15 protein-coding genes and 2 pseudogenes are annotated in these 17,447 nt (G+C 47.5%); 3 read left to right on the top strand and 14 right to left on the bottom strand.

The genetic code is table 11. The features are described 5' to 3' along the window. Positions 1 to 156: 156 nt before the first annotated feature. The 7 genes and pseudogenes from NDK47_RS20780 to NDK47_RS20810 form a co-directional block, all read right to left on the bottom strand. On the bottom strand, positions 157 to 366 hold the full coding sequence (locus tag NDK47_RS20780; protein ID WP_251871672.1) for a hypothetical protein: 210 nt from the start codon (positions 364 to 366) through the stop codon (positions 157 to 159). A gap of 107 nt (positions 367 to 473) precedes the next feature. Then, positions 474 to 2,652 (bottom strand): annotated as a pseudogene (vanT, locus tag NDK47_RS20785) (serine racemase VanT catalytic subunit). Beyond that, complete coding sequence (locus NDK47_RS20790) at positions 2,649 to 3,410, bottom strand: M15 family metallopeptidase (RefSeq protein ID WP_251871673.1); 762 nt, start codon at positions 3,408 to 3,410, stop codon at positions 2,649 to 2,651. Before NDK47_RS20790 ends, vanT begins: the two are co-directional and overlap by 4 nt. Beyond that, positions 3,407 to 4,456, bottom strand: a complete 1,050-nt coding sequence (gene vanG, locus NDK47_RS20795; protein WP_251871674.1) for a D-alanine--D-serine ligase VanG — start codon at positions 4,454 to 4,456, stop codon at positions 3,407 to 3,409. Before vanG ends, NDK47_RS20790 begins: the two co-directional genes overlap by 4 nt. Positions 4,457 to 4,641: 185 nt before the next feature. Further along, on the bottom strand, positions 4,642 to 5,160 hold the full coding sequence (locus NDK47_RS20800; RefSeq protein WP_251871675.1) for a hypothetical protein: 519 nt from the start codon (positions 5,158 to 5,160) through the stop codon (positions 4,642 to 4,644). A gap of 149 nt (positions 5,161 to 5,309) precedes the next feature. Then, positions 5,310 to 6,260 (bottom strand): threonine ammonia-lyase, encoded by a 951-nt coding sequence (locus NDK47_RS20805; protein ID WP_251871676.1) that lies wholly within the window; start codon positions 6,258 to 6,260, stop codon positions 5,310 to 5,312. Positions 6,261 to 6,273: 13 nt separating this feature from the next. Continuing rightward, positions 6,274 to 6,738: a RidA family protein gene (locus tag NDK47_RS20810; RefSeq protein WP_251871677.1), complete on the bottom strand. Its 465-nt coding sequence runs from the start codon at positions 6,736 to 6,738 to the stop codon at positions 6,274 to 6,276. A gap of 339 nt (positions 6,739 to 7,077) precedes the next feature. Here NDK47_RS20810 and NDK47_RS20815 point away from each other — a divergent pair, with 339 nt between their 5' ends. Beyond that, positions 7,078 to 8,295 carry an MFS transporter gene (locus NDK47_RS20815; protein ID WP_407653326.1) on the top strand — a complete coding sequence of 406 codons (1,218 nt, stop codon included), beginning with the start codon at positions 7,078 to 7,080 and terminating at the stop codon, positions 8,293 to 8,295. Positions 8,296 to 9,112: 817 nt separating this feature from the next. On the opposite strand, the gene NDK47_RS20820 is transcribed toward NDK47_RS20815, so the two are convergent. Continuing rightward, positions 9,113 to 9,601, bottom strand: coding sequence for a GNAT family N-acetyltransferase (locus tag NDK47_RS20820; protein WP_251876303.1), 489 nt, complete (start codon positions 9,599 to 9,601; stop codon positions 9,113 to 9,115). 139 nt (positions 9,602 to 9,740) lie between these two features. Then, complete coding sequence (locus NDK47_RS20825; RefSeq protein ID WP_251871678.1) at positions 9,741 to 10,139, bottom strand: NUDIX hydrolase; 399 nt, start codon at positions 10,137 to 10,139, stop codon at positions 9,741 to 9,743. Positions 10,140 to 10,298: 159 nt separating this feature from the next. On the opposite strand from NDK47_RS20825, the gene NDK47_RS20830 reads away from it, so the two are divergent. Next, positions 10,299 to 10,481, top strand: a complete 183-nt coding sequence (locus NDK47_RS20830; protein WP_251871679.1) for a hypothetical protein — start codon at positions 10,299 to 10,301, stop codon at positions 10,479 to 10,481. Between the two features lie 84 nt (positions 10,482 to 10,565). Beyond that, a complete protein-coding gene (locus tag NDK47_RS20835; RefSeq protein WP_251871680.1) occupies positions 10,566 to 10,811 on the top strand; it encodes a hypothetical protein in 246 nt (81 codons plus the stop codon). 86 nt (positions 10,812 to 10,897) lie between these two features. On the opposite strand, the gene NDK47_RS20840 is transcribed toward NDK47_RS20835, so the two are convergent. The 5 genes and pseudogenes from NDK47_RS20840 to NDK47_RS20860 all read right to left on the bottom strand — a co-directional run bounded on the left by NDK47_RS20840 (position 10,898) and on the right by NDK47_RS20860 (position 16,559). Continuing rightward, the gene (locus tag NDK47_RS20840; RefSeq protein WP_251871681.1) at positions 10,898 to 12,322 is read right to left on the bottom strand and encodes a SpoVR family protein; all 1,425 of its coding nucleotides are present in this window, start codon (positions 12,320 to 12,322) and stop codon (positions 10,898 to 10,900) included. A 220-nt stretch (positions 12,323 to 12,542) separates the two neighbouring features. Further along, complete coding sequence (locus NDK47_RS20845) at positions 12,543 to 13,754, bottom strand: hypothetical protein (protein ID WP_251871682.1); 1,212 nt, start codon at positions 13,752 to 13,754, stop codon at positions 12,543 to 12,545. A 382-nt stretch (positions 13,755 to 14,136) separates the two neighbouring features. After that, a pseudogene (locus NDK47_RS20850) lies at positions 14,137 to 14,865 on the bottom strand (transposase). A 312-nt stretch (positions 14,866 to 15,177) separates the two neighbouring features. Beyond that, positions 15,178 to 15,555, bottom strand: coding sequence for an ASCH domain-containing protein (locus NDK47_RS20855; RefSeq protein ID WP_251871683.1), 378 nt, complete (start codon positions 15,553 to 15,555; stop codon positions 15,178 to 15,180). A gap of 806 nt (positions 15,556 to 16,361) precedes the next feature. After that, positions 16,362 to 16,559, bottom strand: coding sequence for a hypothetical protein (locus NDK47_RS20860; RefSeq protein WP_251871684.1), 198 nt, complete (start codon positions 16,557 to 16,559; stop codon positions 16,362 to 16,364). Positions 16,560 to 17,447 lie beyond the last annotated feature (888 nt).

Below are 17,447 nucleotides of genomic sequence, written 5' to 3' on the forward strand. Positions count from 1 at the left end.
GTTACGGATATCCTGCGTTGGATTTTGCCTCCCAAAATTGGGCGGGATTGCAGCAAAAAAAATGGCTGCCGCTCAGGCAACCATTTGCTTGCTTCCTTCATCGTATGTTGTTGAAAAGATATGTTTATATCGTAAAGCTTCCTTAATATACATCGGTTATTTTCCTGGTTCCAGATGCAGCAGACGGAAAACGACGCTGAGTAAAAAGATGTTTGCAGCGGCAATCAGGAAACCGATCGCGGCCATCAGTCCAAAATTTTCTGCTCTGAAATCGCTTACATGACAAGCGAACAAGACTGCGCCGATCATGCATGTAATCCAGGCGAACCATTTCAGTGTGTCAGCAGCTTTAACCCCGTTGTTCATCTCTCATGACCCCTGTCTCTATCGGTTTATCGAAATGTTTGTAGGGTAATTGTAACACACTTTTCACGTTTTGTTCACTTTTTGTTCAATTCTTGTTCAATTTTTATTCAGATTTTTACTTTTTCACCAACCGTTCCTGGTTTCATGCTGGATACAACGATCCGTTCAAGCCGCGGTCCAAGTCGGCTGTATAACTCATTGGTAATCGTTGCGGCATTTGCGGCTACTTGCTCGGCTGTTATCCGCTCTCCCCCGTCCTCACCGATCAGGGTCACAATGTCACCTTGTTCCACAGCAGGAATGGCCGTGATGTCAATCATCAGTTGATCCATGCAAATTTTGCCGATGACTGGGGCCCTTCGCCCCTTTACCAGCACGGACCCGTTGCCCGCTGACAGGCTTCTGGGGTAGCCGTCTGCATACCCGATCGAGACGACAGCGATTTTCGTACATTGTGCGGCACTGTATTGACGCCCGTATCCAACCGCTTCCCCCGCTGCTACCTCTTTTATCAGCGCTACGCGCGCTTTTAGGGAAAGAACGGGCCGCAGATCGACCGAAGCCCGGACAGGCTGGTCCGGATGGCTCAGCACGCCATACAGGGCAATGCCGATTCTGACATAATCACAGGGCAGACCGGGATAGTTCAACAGGCCGTAGCTGCTCTGAAAATGAATGCGCGGCAATTTCAGCCCCAAGGATTTCAACTGCTCCAACAAACCGTAAAATCGTTCAATCTGCTCACGCGTAAAGTTCTGTTCGAGTTCACCTGTGTGGTCAGCCGCGCTCAAATGCGTGTACATCCCTGTAATGATCAAATGATCCCACGCAAACATTTGCGCAATCGTGTTCACATGCTGGTCGCTTTCTCCCAAACGGTGCATGCCCGTATCGATTTTCACATGTACGTTTATGGTTTGTCCGTACTGGTTCAACTGCTTGCCGTAGGCAAAATCGATGACCGTCTGAGTTAAATCATATGCGACCAGGTCCGGGAACTCCTGCGGGGGTGTATAACCGAGCACGAGGATTTCTCCCACGACTCCTTGGCGGCGAAGCTGGACGCCCTCTGCCGCCGTTGCCACGGCAAAAGCGGTGACGCCCGCCTGATTCAGTTCCTTTGCGATGAGATGATCGCCGTGTCCGTACGCATTTGCTTTCACGACCGCCATCAATTTGCAGCCTTCGGGCAACCATTTTTCCAATTCCTTTACATTGTGGCGAAGATGATTCAGGTTAATCTCAGCCCACGCCCTGCCTCTCATGTAATCTTCCTTTCTGTTTTCGACTCAGTTGCATGGCGAGGATCGCGGCACATACGAAGGAAAGAGCTGCGACTGCCAGATAATGAACGACACTGTTCTCGACCAATATCGCCTGCAGCTTGGTCAGCTTGGCCACGCCCCGTATGACGATGATCATCAGCGGGTGGATGATGTAAATGATCATGGAAATCGTCCGCAGATTTTTATTGCTTTTTCCTTTCCACAGAAGCAGCAGCTGATAGAGGAAAAACATGCAGGGAATCAGCATCAGATACATACTGTCATGTCGCTGAACCTCAAAATGATGCAGCAGCAGGCCCTCTGTCAGGAGGAGCAGCACGGAGACCGCCAGACCCGCCAGGCATTCTTTCACTTGGTAGGTTACCTTCTGTCTTGCAATCAGCCCGCCGAGCAAAAGAAAGAATGGCGCAAAAAACAACCCGTTTCTCGTATAGTCTGTAAAGCTGAAAATCCCGTTATAGAAGCTCTCGACAAACGGAATCTGCGACAGCAGCCCGTAGTAGCTGTCTCCGCCAAGTCCGATGAGGTAAAGGAGACCCGCTAACTTTACAACCATATTTACCTGGAAAGCTTGCAAGAGAAGATAGAGCAGTCCGACACCGACGATAGTGGCCGGCAGATACCACAGATGATAGAACGTACCGTCAAAAACCAGATCCTGCAACAAGTTCGGGATTAGCGGCTCGGCCAGAAAATGATCGGCGTATAGGTTGACCGGAAGGAAGAGCAGGATGGAGATCGCGTATAGTTGGCACGCCTTCTTGAAAAAGCGATGCAGGCTCTTCCGGTCGGAAGCCTGGTTCTCCAGGAATGGAGGCAGCAGGAAAAATCCTGTCGCCATAAAGAAAAACGGAACGGCTACGCGCGCCACAATCCGGGTGAGAATAAAATCTCCTGTATCCGTGATTGAAAGAAGGGGAGACGTATGGACTGCCACGACCAGAAAAGCGGCGATGATTCGGAAGAAGTCAATTCCTGCGTATCCTCCTTCCGTCTTCATTTCTTACTCCTCCACACGGTCACCACAAATCCATCGACATTATTGCCCGACACCTCGCAGGGAGTGTCGTCTGGAATCGGAATGGTTCCAGACGACAAAGCGGATTCGCGGACATAATAGATTTCTGCCGTATGTCTGCCCGCATCGAAATGCAGATGTTTTCCGCCATAGGGGAAGTCTTTCAGATATTCGGTATACTCCTCCAACGTCAGCTGCTCCCGCTGCATCAGCTCCGCATGAGGACAACCGACATAGCGGAAATGCCAAGGCTCATGGGCAATCCCGGTGATCGCTTCCTTTCCTTTGGGATAGCGCTCAATGAAACCGAATTGGGCTGCCCTTTGGCGAAAAGCCTGGCAGATCCCGGTGTAGGGAAAGTCGGGCCTGATGAAGTCGATCTCTGCCCTGTTCTCGCCCACATCGATAGCGAGCCCGGACTGATGCTCACTATGATTGGGATAAGCCACGAACTTGCGAGTAAAGTCCTCACCGTTTTCCCGCATGGATTCCGCGTAAATTTTCTCCTGCTCCTGTAGTGAACGATAGCCGCTGACCGGCACGATTTGCCCGCCTGCCTGAAGGGATTGAATCAGTTGGGCGTACATGGCCGCCGCCTTTTGTTCCAGCAGAATCTCGGGATAGCCGGAATCGACGGGAACCAATTCCGGCTCCAGCTTTTCGCAGATCGGATGCTTTCGGTTGATCAGGATCAAGCTGCCCTGCCGGATATTTGCTTTTTCCACTGCTACTGTTTTCATTGGTCGATCTCCGTCCTTATCAGCTTGTCTATGATTTCGGTAAATGACAGCCCGACGCCGCGAAGCATATTGGGATATCGGCTATGGGGGGTAAAGCCTGGTATCGTGTTCACTTCATTAAAGACAATCTCCCGATCCGGGGTGACAAACATATCGACCCGGGCAAAGCTGCGGCAGCCGAGTGCCCGGTAGATCCTGGCAGCCGTGTGTTTGATCTGCTCGGCAAACTCCGGGTCGATGCGGGCAGGCATGTGGATGCGAGAGGTCTCCAGCGAATATTTTTCCTTGTAGTCAAAGAACCCGCCCATAAGTTCGATCTCGTCCACCTCGCCAATGATCAGCTCTTCATTTCCCAATACCGCACAGCCTACCTCGAAGCCCTCGATATTTTCTTCGATAATGACGCTTTGATCGTATTCAAGCGCGTTGACAGCCGCCTGAAACAGCTCGGCTTGGCGGTGGATCTTGCTGATCCCAAAGGACGAGCCTCCCCGAACCGGCTTGACGAATAGCGGGTAAGAAAGCGCTTGGGTCAGCTCCTGCATCTCTTCCTCTGACTGCCTGCCGGTAATCACGATCGAGCGCGGCACCTTGATGCCGGCCAGACTGACGATCTTGTGCGCCATTTCTTTGTCCATACACAGCGCGGAGCTGAGTGTGCCGCACCCGATCACAGGAACGCCAGCCAGTTCAAGCAAGCCCTGAATCGTGCCATCCTCGCCATTTCGGCCATGCAGAACAGGAAATGCCGCATCAAGTCTGGTCGTTTCCATTCGGTCTGGGTGAAAGGTCATGATTCCCTGCACATTCCGGCTGGGAGAGAGGATGGCCGGGATGCAGCGCTCATCCTCTCTCCAGGTGTCTGCCGCGATTTTGTCGAGATCGCCACTATATTGAAACCACTCACCTTGTCTGGTAATCCCGATGCACACACATTCATAGCGGGAATGATCGAGATGCTGCAATACGGCGTAGGCAGATTTCAGTGATACTTCATATTCAGTGGAACATCCGCCAAACAGAATGGCGATTTTTTTCTTTTTCATGGGTTAAGCTCCTTCCTCGGACAATCAGCAGCCTGTACGGTACTTGTTTTGTCCCATGTATTCTACTGACAAAGAGTTGTAAAATTTATGTAGAAATTCTTAAGGCTTCCTTACATTCTTCCGTCCAAATCTTCACTTTTGGAAAACAAAAAAAACCGCCCCGAATCATCGGAACGGGCTGAAACCTATTGTTCGAAGAGGACAAACTCATGCGGATCGTTGCGGATTGTATTCGCTATGCGGTGATGCGTGATCATCGCAACCTGCGAAAAGCGGTGGTAAAACTGGTCGATGGACTGGCAAAGCCCCTCGTCTCCATCGAGATCCAGTACTGATGCTTGCCTCTTGCTCTCCTGCCCGAAACGATGGCGGGAGCGCAGATACGCTTCTGTCTCACTTAGCAAAGCCAGCATCTCGTCGGCGCCGAAATATTGCAGACCTTTTTGTACGCCACTCCAGGTATCAGGCTTCGTGAGCAGTTCGCTGACCCAGCAGTAATACTCCTCACGGGAATTGCAGGCGTGATCAAAAAATACCCGGAACATCATCAGTGCCTGCTGGCCTTTATTGCATTGCCGAAAGGCCTGGAGCTTAACATCCGGGTGCTTGCCTCGCAGCGGCAGCAGGACCTGCTCGATACACGCCCAGCCAAGCTGACTGTCTTCCATCTGATCAAAAGCCTCTTTTGTCATTGTCTTCCGCATGAATATAAAAATCCCTCCCTGTCTGTCAATGATAGCAAATAGATGGAAAACATCCAGGGGGGAAACTGTATGAAAGCCAGTCGTGCACGTTTGCTTCCGCTGCAGGAAGACCGGACAAATCCACGTGGGCCGACTGACTTTTTCCGTCATTACTGTTCGAGTATATCTGTTATAGTCCCGATGTCCGCATTTCCTCCCGAGATCACGGTGACCACCTTTTTACCGGAAAAGGGGAGCTTTCCAAACATGGCGGCTGCCACCGTCGTTGCGCTGGACGGCTCAATCATCTGCTTCATCCGCTCCAGGACAAAACGGAAGGCGTGCCTGATCTCCTCCTCACTGACAAGCACCAGGTCATCGAGGTACTTCATCAAGACCGGAAATGTAAGCGAGCCTGGCTGCGACGTCCGCAGACCGTCCGCGATCGTCTTGGTTGCCGGGATCGAGACGATCTCTTTTCGCTCGCGTGACAACCAGGTATCATTGGCAAGGGCAGGCTCCACACCGATCACCTTCACCTGCGGGTTGGTCTCTTTGATCGCAGTCAATATTCCGGAAATCAGCCCGCCGCCGCCAATCGGCACAATGACAGCATCTGCATCTGCTATTTGTTCCAATATCTCCAGTCCAATGGTGCCCTGTCCCGCCATGACAAACGGATCGTCATAGGGCGGGATATAGACGCCGTTCCTTTGAGCCGCGATCTCTTTGGCTCTCGGGAGCCTTTCAGCCGAAGTAAATCCACATGGCACAATCTCGCCTCCATATGCCCGGATCGCGTCTGTCTTGCACGTGGCTGCATCCTCCGGGACGACAATTGTTGCCGAAATCCCCAGCCGCTGCGCGATATAGGCCACGGCCTGGCCGTGATTGCCAGATGAGGCTGCGGTTACGTGCGTCGCCCCCTCCTGGACTGCCTGCTTCACCTTGTTCGTCGCCCCGCGAATTTTAAAGGAGCCCGTTTTTTGCAAATGTTCCGCTTTCAAATAGATTTCATTGCCACAACGAGACGAAAGCTGTTCCGAAGTCAGCAGCGGCGTGACACGCACCACGTCGGCAATGCGCCTGCGAGCTTCCCGGACGTCCTCCACATGAATCATTGAGCACTCCTCCTTATTTGTCTGTACGGACAGCGATGATGAACTCAATTTCCACCGGGGTATTGCTAGGCAGCTCGGCTACACCGACAGCAGAACGAGCATGCCTTCCTTTTTCTCCAAAGATCGCTTGCAGCAGATCAGAAGCTGCATCCAACACCTTGGGTTGCTGAGAAAATCCAGGGGCAGACTGGACAAAGCCGGTTACTTTCAATACTTGTTCCACCTGATCCAGACTGCCAAGCTCTGCTTCCAGACAACTTAATCCTTTCAATACACAGATTTTCGCCAGCTCCCGGGCTTGTTCTACCGTCACTTCGTCTCCCACCTTGCCGGTATATGGGATTTCGCCATCCACGCGGGGCACCTGGCCACTGATGTAGGCGACTCCCTGATGGATCAGAACGGGGACGTAATTATACAGGGAGGGTGCCGCTTCCGGCAGCTCCAGCTTCAGTTCTTGCAGACGCTCTCTGATCATGTCCATTCTCCTTTTGCCTTGTTGTGCTGTGATTCAGCAAATTGCCCAACTTTATCGAATACTCTGTCTACCTGCATTGTACCAAAACGTTCCTGCCGGCTGCCAGACTACTTCCCACCAAGCTTTTGTAGAAACAGATGTATTCTGACGCCACCACCAAAACGACAAACTGCAGTTTTTTTACCAGCGAGCACATTTTACAGATTTCAGCAGTTGCCATCTTCCGATCGTTTTACTATAATGGGTTTTATTTTCATTTTTGCGGGGCAGTCTGTAACAGACTCCCGTCTTGCAAAAATGAATGTAATGTAGAGAGTCATGAAGGGAGAGAACCAGCAAGTGAAAGAAGAAAATCTGAAAAAAGGGCCGCTCACGATCTTGATGATCAACATGTTCATTGCGATGCTTGGAATCGGCCTGATCATTCCAGTCTTGCCTAAATTTATGCTGGAATTTGGTGCAAGCGGAAGTTCGCTGGGGTATCTCGTCGCAGCCTTTGGCTTGACTCAATTCCTCTTTTCCCCGATTGCCGGAGAGTTCTCCGACAAATACGGGCGGAAGCGGATGATTGTCGCTGGCCTCGCTGCCTTTTCGATCTCTCAGCTGATCTTTGCCGTTGCTGACCACATGTGGCTTCTGTTCTTGTCACGCTTGATCGGGGGAATGGGAGCGGCATTCATGATCCCGTCGATGATGGCCTATGTTGCTGATATCACGACCAACGAGGCACGGGGAAAAGGGATGGGCCTCCTCGGAGCCGCGATGTCACTGGGCTTTGTCATTGGACCGGGAATTGGAGGCTTTTTGGCCGAATACGGCCTGCGCGTACCTTTCTACGTATCTGCAGCCGTTGCGTTTGTTTCCACGATCGCCTCCCTCTTGTTTCTGAAAGAAACGCTGTCCGTCGAAGAACAATTGGCAGCTCGCAGTGTAGGGAACAAGCGGGAAAACATCTTCAAGCAGTTTACAAAATCCTTCAAAGCGGTCTACCTGGTGCCACTGATTCTGGTCTTCACGCTCACATTTGGGCTGTCCAACTTTGAAGCGATCTTTGGCTTGTATGTCGATCAGAAATTCAGTTACACACCAAAGGATATCTCCATTTTGATTACAGTAGGCGCACTGATTGGCGTAATCATCCAATCGTTTTTGATCGATCGGCTGCTTCGCCGCTTTGGAGAGAAACGTCTGATCAACATCAGCTTTTTCTTCTCCGCGGTCACCATGATCCTGATGCTGCTGTCAGGGAACTTCTGGTATGTCATGATTGTCACCAGCATCTTTTTCATCTTCACCTCGATCCTTCGCCCGGCGATTAATACCCTGCTGTCCAAAATGGCCGGAAAGGAACAGGGATTTGTCGCAGGTATGAACAACGCCTATATGAGTATCGGTAATATCATTGGACCGTCTCTGGCGGGAATCCTGTTCGATGTGCAGATCAACCTGCCGTATCTGTTTGGCGCATTCCTGTTGCTCTTTAGCTTGTTCCTGTCTGTTTCCTGGAATCGGCGGGCGGGGGGCGGCAACCAGGTTAAGCCCGCAGTGCAGGAGTAATCGTTTTTCAAACTGTTTTCATGTTTTGGGGAACAACAAAGGCACTTCCTCTAGTAGGAGGTGTCTTTGCTTTTTTGTTCGTCATAAAAAAAGTTTCGAAGTTGCCATTTCATCAGCGCTATGATCATCTTTCCCTGATGATAGCACGGTGGTTTCGTACTGTATCTTGAAAATAGGTGTATTGCCAATGAAGGTTCGTCCAATCACTTTCTGTTCTTCTCGACTACATATACAGTACGGGAATGAGGGGAGGTGGAGTCGTGCCTGGTTTCTTCTTTGGGCGTCGCCGTCGTCGTTGCTTTCGTAGACGTCGCCGCCGCCGCTTCTTCTAGGTAACCCGATACCGTCCGGATTGATTGTTTCGGACGGTATCCTATTTCTCTTTTGATGTATTTTTGCTTCAAGCGCTTTTGGAAAATTGGGTTTGCTGTAGACTAGCGTGACTGGTGAAAATACCCAAGCCACGAAACCAGGTGGTACATATCCATATAGAGATTGGAAAGGGGGGGAAGTCACTGTCACGGAAACGCTGTAGATGCAAATGCGAGTCATCCTCATACATGAGGTATGATGATCCGCCGCCGTTTCGTGGCCGGGGAGGATTTGGCCGCGGATTCAGAACCTTTGAGTCACCTGGGTTTAGAAGGTTTCAGGAATCACCCTTTTTCTTCCGGGAATCACCTTTCTTTTTTAGAGAATCACCATTCTTTGGGCGCCGTTTCCGCTAGTCAATCGAAGACAGGCTGTTTCCTTCGAGAAAACAGCCTGTCTTCGATTGACTAGCGGATAGTATTGTAAAGGGCAACAAACTATATGTTCAGTTTTTAAGAAAGGTCGAAACATCCATGGACATGATGATAAATTCACGATCATGATTTAGAAAAGAAGCCGTTTCTGTGAACCCCATTTTGGAATAAAGCCTGAATGCCCTTTCATTAAACGAAGCCACACTTAAACGCAGGAAACGCGGAGAATACTTTTGCGCTGCAAAGCGGATTCCTGCCTCTAAAAATGAAAATCCCTCGCCTTGGCCCGTCAGCTCCGGCTTCATTCCAAGTCCGATGTCCAACACATGCTCTCCCGTGTACAAGCCGTATTTTCTGCCTCCAGGTACTTGCGCGTTTCCTCCATAACAAAAAAACCCGATCAATTGGTTTGATTCGTCATGAACGGCAAAATAAGTGCCATCCATTAGTTCTTGGATGGTCTCTTCGCTATCTTCAAAATCGTAGAATGAATATGGCTCCGGGTACTTCCAAGTGATGATTTCATTTACATCTTTCTCTGTCATTTGGGTCAAATGCAACATGATCTCCACTTCCCATACTTCCACGATTGTCTTCATGCCGATGACAATTCCGGCCTCTCGTATTTCGATGTGTAGCTTTCCCCACTTACTCCCCAATAAGCCGAGATGTTTGTTGCCATCGTTTTTGCGTTTAAGATTACTCCACAACGTAATACGCCTTATTGCCCAACAGTTCACGAATGCTCCCCAAGTACGGCATCAACGCTTCGGTTTCTTCTATCGTTTTCCATTCGACCGCCTGAATCTCTGAATCGGTCGTTCCGATCGTGCCTCCGATCAGCTCCCCCCGAAAGGTGATAAAGGTCACGTGTTCGCCGGCAATCACCTTTTCACTGACATGGATGATAGCCGTCACACTGATATCCAGCCCCGTCTCTTCTTTTACCTCACGAACGGCAGCCTGCATCAACAATTCTCCATGCTCTCGTTTTCCACCGGGAAGACTCCAAAATCTCTCATTGTGAACGGTCAGGACCTTATCCAGGGACTCATCGTAAAGAAGTGCATACACCACATCAACATGTACCATGTTCATATTCAAAACCTCTCCCTTTTCCTCTGGCTGACAAACAGGACATCATTATTTCAAGGACATACCGACCATTATGAATCAAATCCAAACAAGAGAAAAGGGCTGACATGTGACCGATCCTATGGATAAACCGTACTTATTTGCAAATGGGGTGAAATTTGAATGCGGACGATTTTCGAATCAGGTATGTTTATTCTGCTGCTTCTACTAGCTGCGTGGATGTTTATCGTAACCACCAAGTCTTATCTGGCCAGATGGCTGGTTGTCCTCATCACTTGCATCTTTATCTTGATCTTGTTCGAATACAATTGGTCCCTTGAGGACCTTGATCACGTGGGTCATTAGCGATACGTTCAGCAAGGCACCCGATTCTTCACAGGGCCTGTCTGTTTACGATATCGATTTTAAAAAAGGAGTTCGGTTGAACGAATGAAAACGTACCCTCTCTGGTATTACCTCATCTCTGTTCTTGTGATTGTCATTGCGATCGCTTCCCTTTTCACAGGTGCTCCCGTCTTACGTTTTTTAACGACGCTTGGTCTGGGTGTGGTCATGGCTTCGCTCGGAACTTTTCAATGGAAGAAAAACCGTATGATGGCATATGCGCTCTTTGGTGTGGCCGCCTTACAGGTTTTCGCTTTGATTTATTCAATTTATGTTTTTGTATCCGTGTAGAGCCTTTCCCTGCCAAGGCAATGGAAGCTGCGTCAAAAAAAAAGACACAGCACCTTTTCCGTGCTGCATCCGAAAGCAAGCCCTTCTCATAGAAAACGTCGATGCACTTTTTTCCCATCATACGTAAACTGGACAGCCCTCTCTTCAATCACCGATTCCAGATGAATGTTCTTGCCCCACATCTGGTAGATATACGGGATCGTTTTCTCTACGTATTTGACGTCCAGCTCCAGCCCCTCGTAGTGATGCTTCAGGTAGAGCTCTCCTGATCGCAGGTGGTCACCATCATGGACCATGATATAGGGAAAACCGCCGTTGACGCGCGTGACCGCCAGACCATCCCGGACATCCTCCCAGGCTTTGTCTGTCACCACCCAATCGTTCCCCTGCTTGCCAAACATGTAGAGATCGAGCTTGCTGACCAGATCCTTGGTCAAATAATTGCGGATAAAGCTGATATCCGACTCCATCTCACGCACTTCAAAGAGCTTCGCCCGCCCCTGGCCCGGCATTCTGCCGAAACGCTCCTGCTCTTCCTTGGTCGGATGATCCCAACGCTGCTCAATATCCTCAAGGATTTTCAACCCGAGATGATAGGGATTGATGCTGGTCGGCGATGGCTGGATGACAGAGGAGTGCAGCTTGGCAAATTCGATCGTCTCCGCTTCCGTGAGGTCCATTGCGCGCAGAATCCGCATGTGCCAGTAAGAAGCCCAGCCTTCATTCATGATCTTGGTCTCCAGCTGCGGCCAGAAATACAGCATTTCATCCCGGACGATGGTCAGGACATCGCGCTGCCAATCCTCCAGGATCTGACTGTACTCCATGATAAAAAGCAGCAGGTCCTTTTCCGGCTCTGGCGGAAACTTGCGAACCGGTTTTTCCTGCTCCTGTTTCGCCTCGCGCTGATCCAGCTTCCAGAGATCATCATAGGGGCTGCTTTGCTCTGTTTTGGTCTGCGGTCGATTTGCTGCCTCTTCTGCTTCCCGCTTCCACCTGAGCTTCGGGCGCAGCAAGCTCGGATCAATATGCTCCTGGATAGCGAGACAGGCATCCAGCAGCGACTCCACTGCATCCTTGCCGTATTTGATCTCGTATTGGCGAATCCGCTCCGAGCTGGCGGCCATGCTCTCCACCATATCCCGGTTGGTATTGGCGAAGCGGGCATTGTTTTTGAAAAAGTCGCAGTGGGCGAGGACGTGGGCAACGATCAGCTTGTTTTGGATCAGGCTATTGCCGTCGAGGAGGAAGGCGTAGCAGGGATTGGAGTTGATGACAAGCTCGTAGATTTTGCTCAGGTTGAGGTCGTATTGCAGCTTCATTTTATAAAAGGATTTTCCAAAGCTCCAGTGGGAAAAACGGGTCGGCATCCCGTAGGCACCGAATGTGTAAATGATGTCCGCCGGGCAGATTTCATAGCGCATGGGATAAAAATCAAGGCCGAAGCCTTTGGCAATCTCCGTGATCTCGTCAATCGAACGCTCAAGCTCTCGAAGCTCTTCATTTGTCATGTTGTTCCCCCCAAGTCTTACCGTTTCTTACTGTTTCTTATCTTATGTATATGGGGGGAGCTTGGGGATAGATGAGTTTTCGTGGTGATTTTTTCGGAAGGAGAAACTATTCATCACCCAATAAGATGTTCGCGGAATTTGTTACAGCAGGTGTTTGGAACGTTCCAAACACCATTGCTACTTTGATCAGTTTGAATTTTTTTCGGTAGTAAAAAGGAGACTAGTCAATTGGTGCTGTAAAAAGAGTACCTATCGGATTATGTTCATCCTCAAAAACATAAATACTGCAGCCTTCTAATTCCTCTGGATTAGGGACGTTCAAATACTTCATGTCCAAAATAGCTCTAAATGTCGTATACATTTCTTCCTTTATCGGTAAGCCTGTTTCCCCATCCACAAGAGCTATCTCCCGATAAATAACCTTCGGCGTATCATCTATTCGTTCATACACTTGTGCAGTTCTTCCGTTAAATTTCTTGTTCTCTACAAAATTCCATTTTGGTCCATAAGGGGTCTGGAAACTTGACAACAGCCTGGGGATTTCCTTAGTTTGTTCCAACTTTTCCGTAACTTCATCCCGTTCCGTACTCTTTGTATACAAATTTATCCTCTGGCCACTAATAATTGTTAGTTTTGTTCTGCTCTTGTTTTCTAAAAAGTCGTACGTAAAATCTTCAATTCGCTCATCTTCATTTCGACGATCATACCATATTCTCGAGTAGTTTATTCTTTTGCCATCACCAGTTTTGTACATCCTTTTCACATGTTCAATGGCTGTTTCATGCGTCTGGGAATTCGGAATTGTGAAGACAGCACCTGCCGGGTCGTGTACTTTTTCAAAAAAGTACACCTCCGTAATCTCCGGTGCTTTCGATATGTCACTTCCCTGATAATACTCCTTTTTCATCGGCAGGCCTGTTTGCTTCTCTAGATAGACAACCTCGGTATAAACGGCAGCCGACTCTCGAACCACTCGTATCTTTTTCTCTGCAAGTTTGCTGTCAAGCCCAACAGTACCTGTTGAAGTCCATTCCGACGTTTGATAAGCATCTAGCAAAGACTGGAATAGGGTTTTACCAGGTCGTATTGCTGTTTGATACGGGCTTGTTCCAGTTTCCTCCGTAGTTTTCCCCTGTTTTTGAATCATCTTATAGACTTTTTTCTCTTGTTCTTTCAAAATCATTCGTCTAGACTCAATTTCTTCACTACCGGCATAGGAGTATTGGAGTTCGTCATGGCGCTCATCTTTGCTCTGTGTATGGTACCAACTTTCCTTAACCAGTATCTGCCCAGGGCTTTTTACCAACGTAACCATTTGCTCAATGACCGGTTCAAGATGCGCAGTAGCAAATGTGGACGGGCTGCTGCCCAGCACACTCCACATGAACACGGCGAGAATGGTCAAAAACCAAACGGTTCGCTTATGAATCATGAGCTTTCTCCCTCTTTCTCCATTTGAAAAATTGTTTGTTCTATATATGACGTTTATAAAATCGATTGGTTTCCCATTTTACAATTGTACAGCCGTTAACAAATGAAAGGCTTCATCTCCGAAGGGATTAACTTTCTCTCTACCAAAGCGTCAAGGTTCGCTTCGCCTTACGCCCTTGACTCTATTGGTTTCGAAAAAGACATCCCAATTAGGGGGATGAAACCTGTTTATATATCGGGTGATTGAGTTTACACAAACCAGCTAATATCTTGTCAAGTTATGAGGACACAGAAGTTTCTTTCGGGGCTAAATAATGGCATGCTTAATAACCTTCCTTTTCGATGGTTAGTTGGAAGGTTTTGGGCATCTATTCCATTAATGTTCAAACTGTTTTATACATCTCTTTTTGTTCCAGTATGGCGTAAATCCAATGTAATAATTCACACAAGCAATTAAGGCTACTTTATGAGGCTTGCCTTCTTTTCGTTTCAAATCATAGTATTCACGTAATCGCTTGCTCCCGTACTTTCTTAAACTACACTGTTCCGCAATATACAGTGCCCTTTTGAGGCGTTTGGAACCCCGTTTTGTAATGCGGTTCGAACTTGCAGTATACTTACCAGAAGAGTAGACGCTTGGGTCTACATCAGCAAAAGCAACTAGTTTTTTGGGATGATCAAATCGTTCAATTTCACCAATCTCGGATAAAACAGCGGCTGCAATTTTACTGCCGATACCAATATGAATCTCAAGCTCTTCTCGATAGTATAAATCACCTAAATGGAAGGCATCCGCCAAGTCAGTTTTGACCTTCCTAAGATGGGATTTCTTCGCCCGTTGTGAAGATAACGGATGAAGCAGATAAAGTCTATAACTGTGTTCTTCAGCTAGTTCCACCAGCGGAAAATGGTAATGACCAGTAGCCTCTAGAATAATAGCTGGGCGAAGGCCACTTTCTACTTCTAACGATCTCAGTACATCCAAAAGAGTGAGCAACCCCTTCGGCTGTATGAGTAAAACGAAATGTTTTGCCGTACGGCTTGTTCTTGTCAAGGAAGGCTTGGCCATGGCTTTCACCTTTTGACACATCCAGGCCAATTACAGGGTTCATCGTCATCCTCTCCTTTATATCATGCCGGTAGCCCCAATCCTTCTTGTCGCTCATAGCTTCGCTTGTCATTCGAGATCTATGTCTCAACCAGCTCAAACATGATCCAACAAGTAGGGGACGAACAGTGTGTGTAACGAAATCATTGTCCCCAATTCTTGAACGTCCTGTCCGGCTACCTTTAACCTAAAGCCTCTTTAATAAAAAAAGTTCAGCCAGTTTTTAGCTGGCTAACCTCATAATACGAAAATCCTGACAGACCCTATTGAGCCGTTCATTTATCAAAAGAAGTATTACGTTAATTTTATCAACGAATTACTTGATCAGTCGAAAGTGCTCCACAACAATGATTGTGTGGTCATTTAATTCTTTTCCTTCTCTTTTCAGATCATTTTCCCATGCAAATATATGGTCCTTGCGAAATTCTTCATAAGATACACAGTTTTCTCCTCTTACTGTTTCATCATCAATTTGACCAAATGGAACTTCATATTTTTTTGTTATTTCGATTGTACACATGTACTCGCCCTTTTTACTAAAGACCTCTAGCATTTCTCCTACCTCTGTCGCTTCCTCTGGAAGAGCGTCGTACCAACATTTAGGTGTGCAGGTAGCTGTTTTCTTTCCCTCAATAATTTGTTCAACCAAGCGTTCATCGTTCTCATCTCGTCCCCAAAATGTTGTTCGTTTCATTCTTTAGGCCTCCCCATGTGTCTTATAATTTCATAGTAATCTAAGCTTAATTTACAGTACATACTTTCTCTTTTGTTAAATAAGGCCTCGTTTGTTCTTCAGTGGCGCGTATCTTTTAGGTTAACCTTTATCGACCAACCGTCGGTTATATAAGCGGAACGCGGCACCTTACACGTTTCAGTATATTGCTCAAAACTTGGTGTCCTTCTGACTGAGATATCAGTCCATGGCACATCGTGTGTTGCGTGTATTGTCATTGTCTTGTTCAGTCTCAACTTTGTCTCAATCCTTCTACTCAATCGTTCTTTTGCCGACCATTCGTCGTACAATAGGGTTGCCCGTTGTAACTCTTTTTCCTTTTTATCCGTTGATGGAACGCCGTGTGCGATGAAAGTCGCCCGCACGGTGTAGGCTCGAACGAAAATCCTCAAAAAGAGAAGGATATAAGTCGAGAATAGCGATCAACCTGCGATTGGAACCCTGCTTGTATCAGAAAGCAGCTTTAAAAAGGTTGTCATCCAGTTTGATAAAGCTTTATCCAGTGAAACATTATCAAAATCTGATCCCAAGACAGTCGTTGACTGGTTATGGCAAGGACCCAAAGGTGCGTCTCGCATAAATTTAGGGTACTATGCAACCGAAATGACGTGGGATGTAACTGACGCAAGTCGACCTACATTAAATGTTCGTACCAAACATCCTGAGGATGTGCCTTTAATATCAGGAGCTTTCGTTACCTTTATTGATGGAGCGGTCAAGGATATTAACGGCAATGTAATTAAAAAGACTGGTCACTAAAATATCCATCAACGAACTCCCGGATACCCCGGGGGTTTTTTATCTTCACAAATGACTGTTCTTCTTTGCATTGTCACGTCCCATTCGCCTTTGTGGTCGTTCTTCTTCTTCTCGTTATTATCAACAAGGATATAAGAGTCTTCTCCACCTTGCATGTCAACCACTTCCAGGCTGTTTAGAACGTCCAAAACTGCTTGGCTATTCATCGTTCTTTCTTCCCTAACTATCGTGTTAAATCAAAATAGATGGTTTTCCCAGACATCTGGTAATAATAGGATTTAAACGATAAATTTAAGGAGTATTGTTTTTCACCTTAATCTTAGTACTAGTTTATTTGAGACTTTACTTTGGTGCTTTATTCTAGTAGCAATATTCTCACGCCGAGAAACCTAATTATCATAATTACGGTTCTGTTAAATTACGATGGCCTCGTGTCTTGGCAAGCCGTTTTCTGCTGGCTGCATCAAACCGTGTGTTTTGTATTGTCATAGTCTTGTTCAGTCTCAACTTTGTCTCAATCCTTCTACTCAATCGTTCTTTTGCCGACCATTCATCGTACAATAGGGTTGCCCGTTGTAAAACCTTTTCCTTTTTATCCGGTGATGGAACGCCGTGTGCGATGAAAGTCGCCCGCACGGTGTAGGCTCGTTATAAAACCAAAATAGAGAGAGGTATAAAACGAGAATAGCGAACCAAAATTCACAGCAGAAATTGATCGACCGCTTGATGGTAGCGGTACAAAATTCGTAACTGTTACTGCACTGGATCAAAACTCCAATCCAATCATTGGTTATGTGTTTACAATTGATATTTACGTGACAAACAATGACCAGTCTACTACTGAAATTTATGGAATCAATGGCGTTTCACGAAGTGCCAGTGCAACGAACGTTCCTCTATTACCAACTAAAGCTTACGGAGTAACTAGATTTGATATTTCTTTTATTACAGCAATAGATAGTGGAGATGGAGTGTCCGTTCAAGTCAAAACTGCCGATAATCAGACCAATGTTGGTAATGCATTTACTTTTATCAAGCCATAGTGTAAGTTTGCCCTTAGGTTAATTCCTAAGGGCATTTTCTCTACCCAATTA

The organism is Brevibacillus ruminantium (assembly GCF_023746555.1).
Taxonomy (GTDB): Bacteria; Bacillota; Bacilli; order Brevibacillales; family Brevibacillaceae; genus Brevibacillus; species Brevibacillus ruminantium.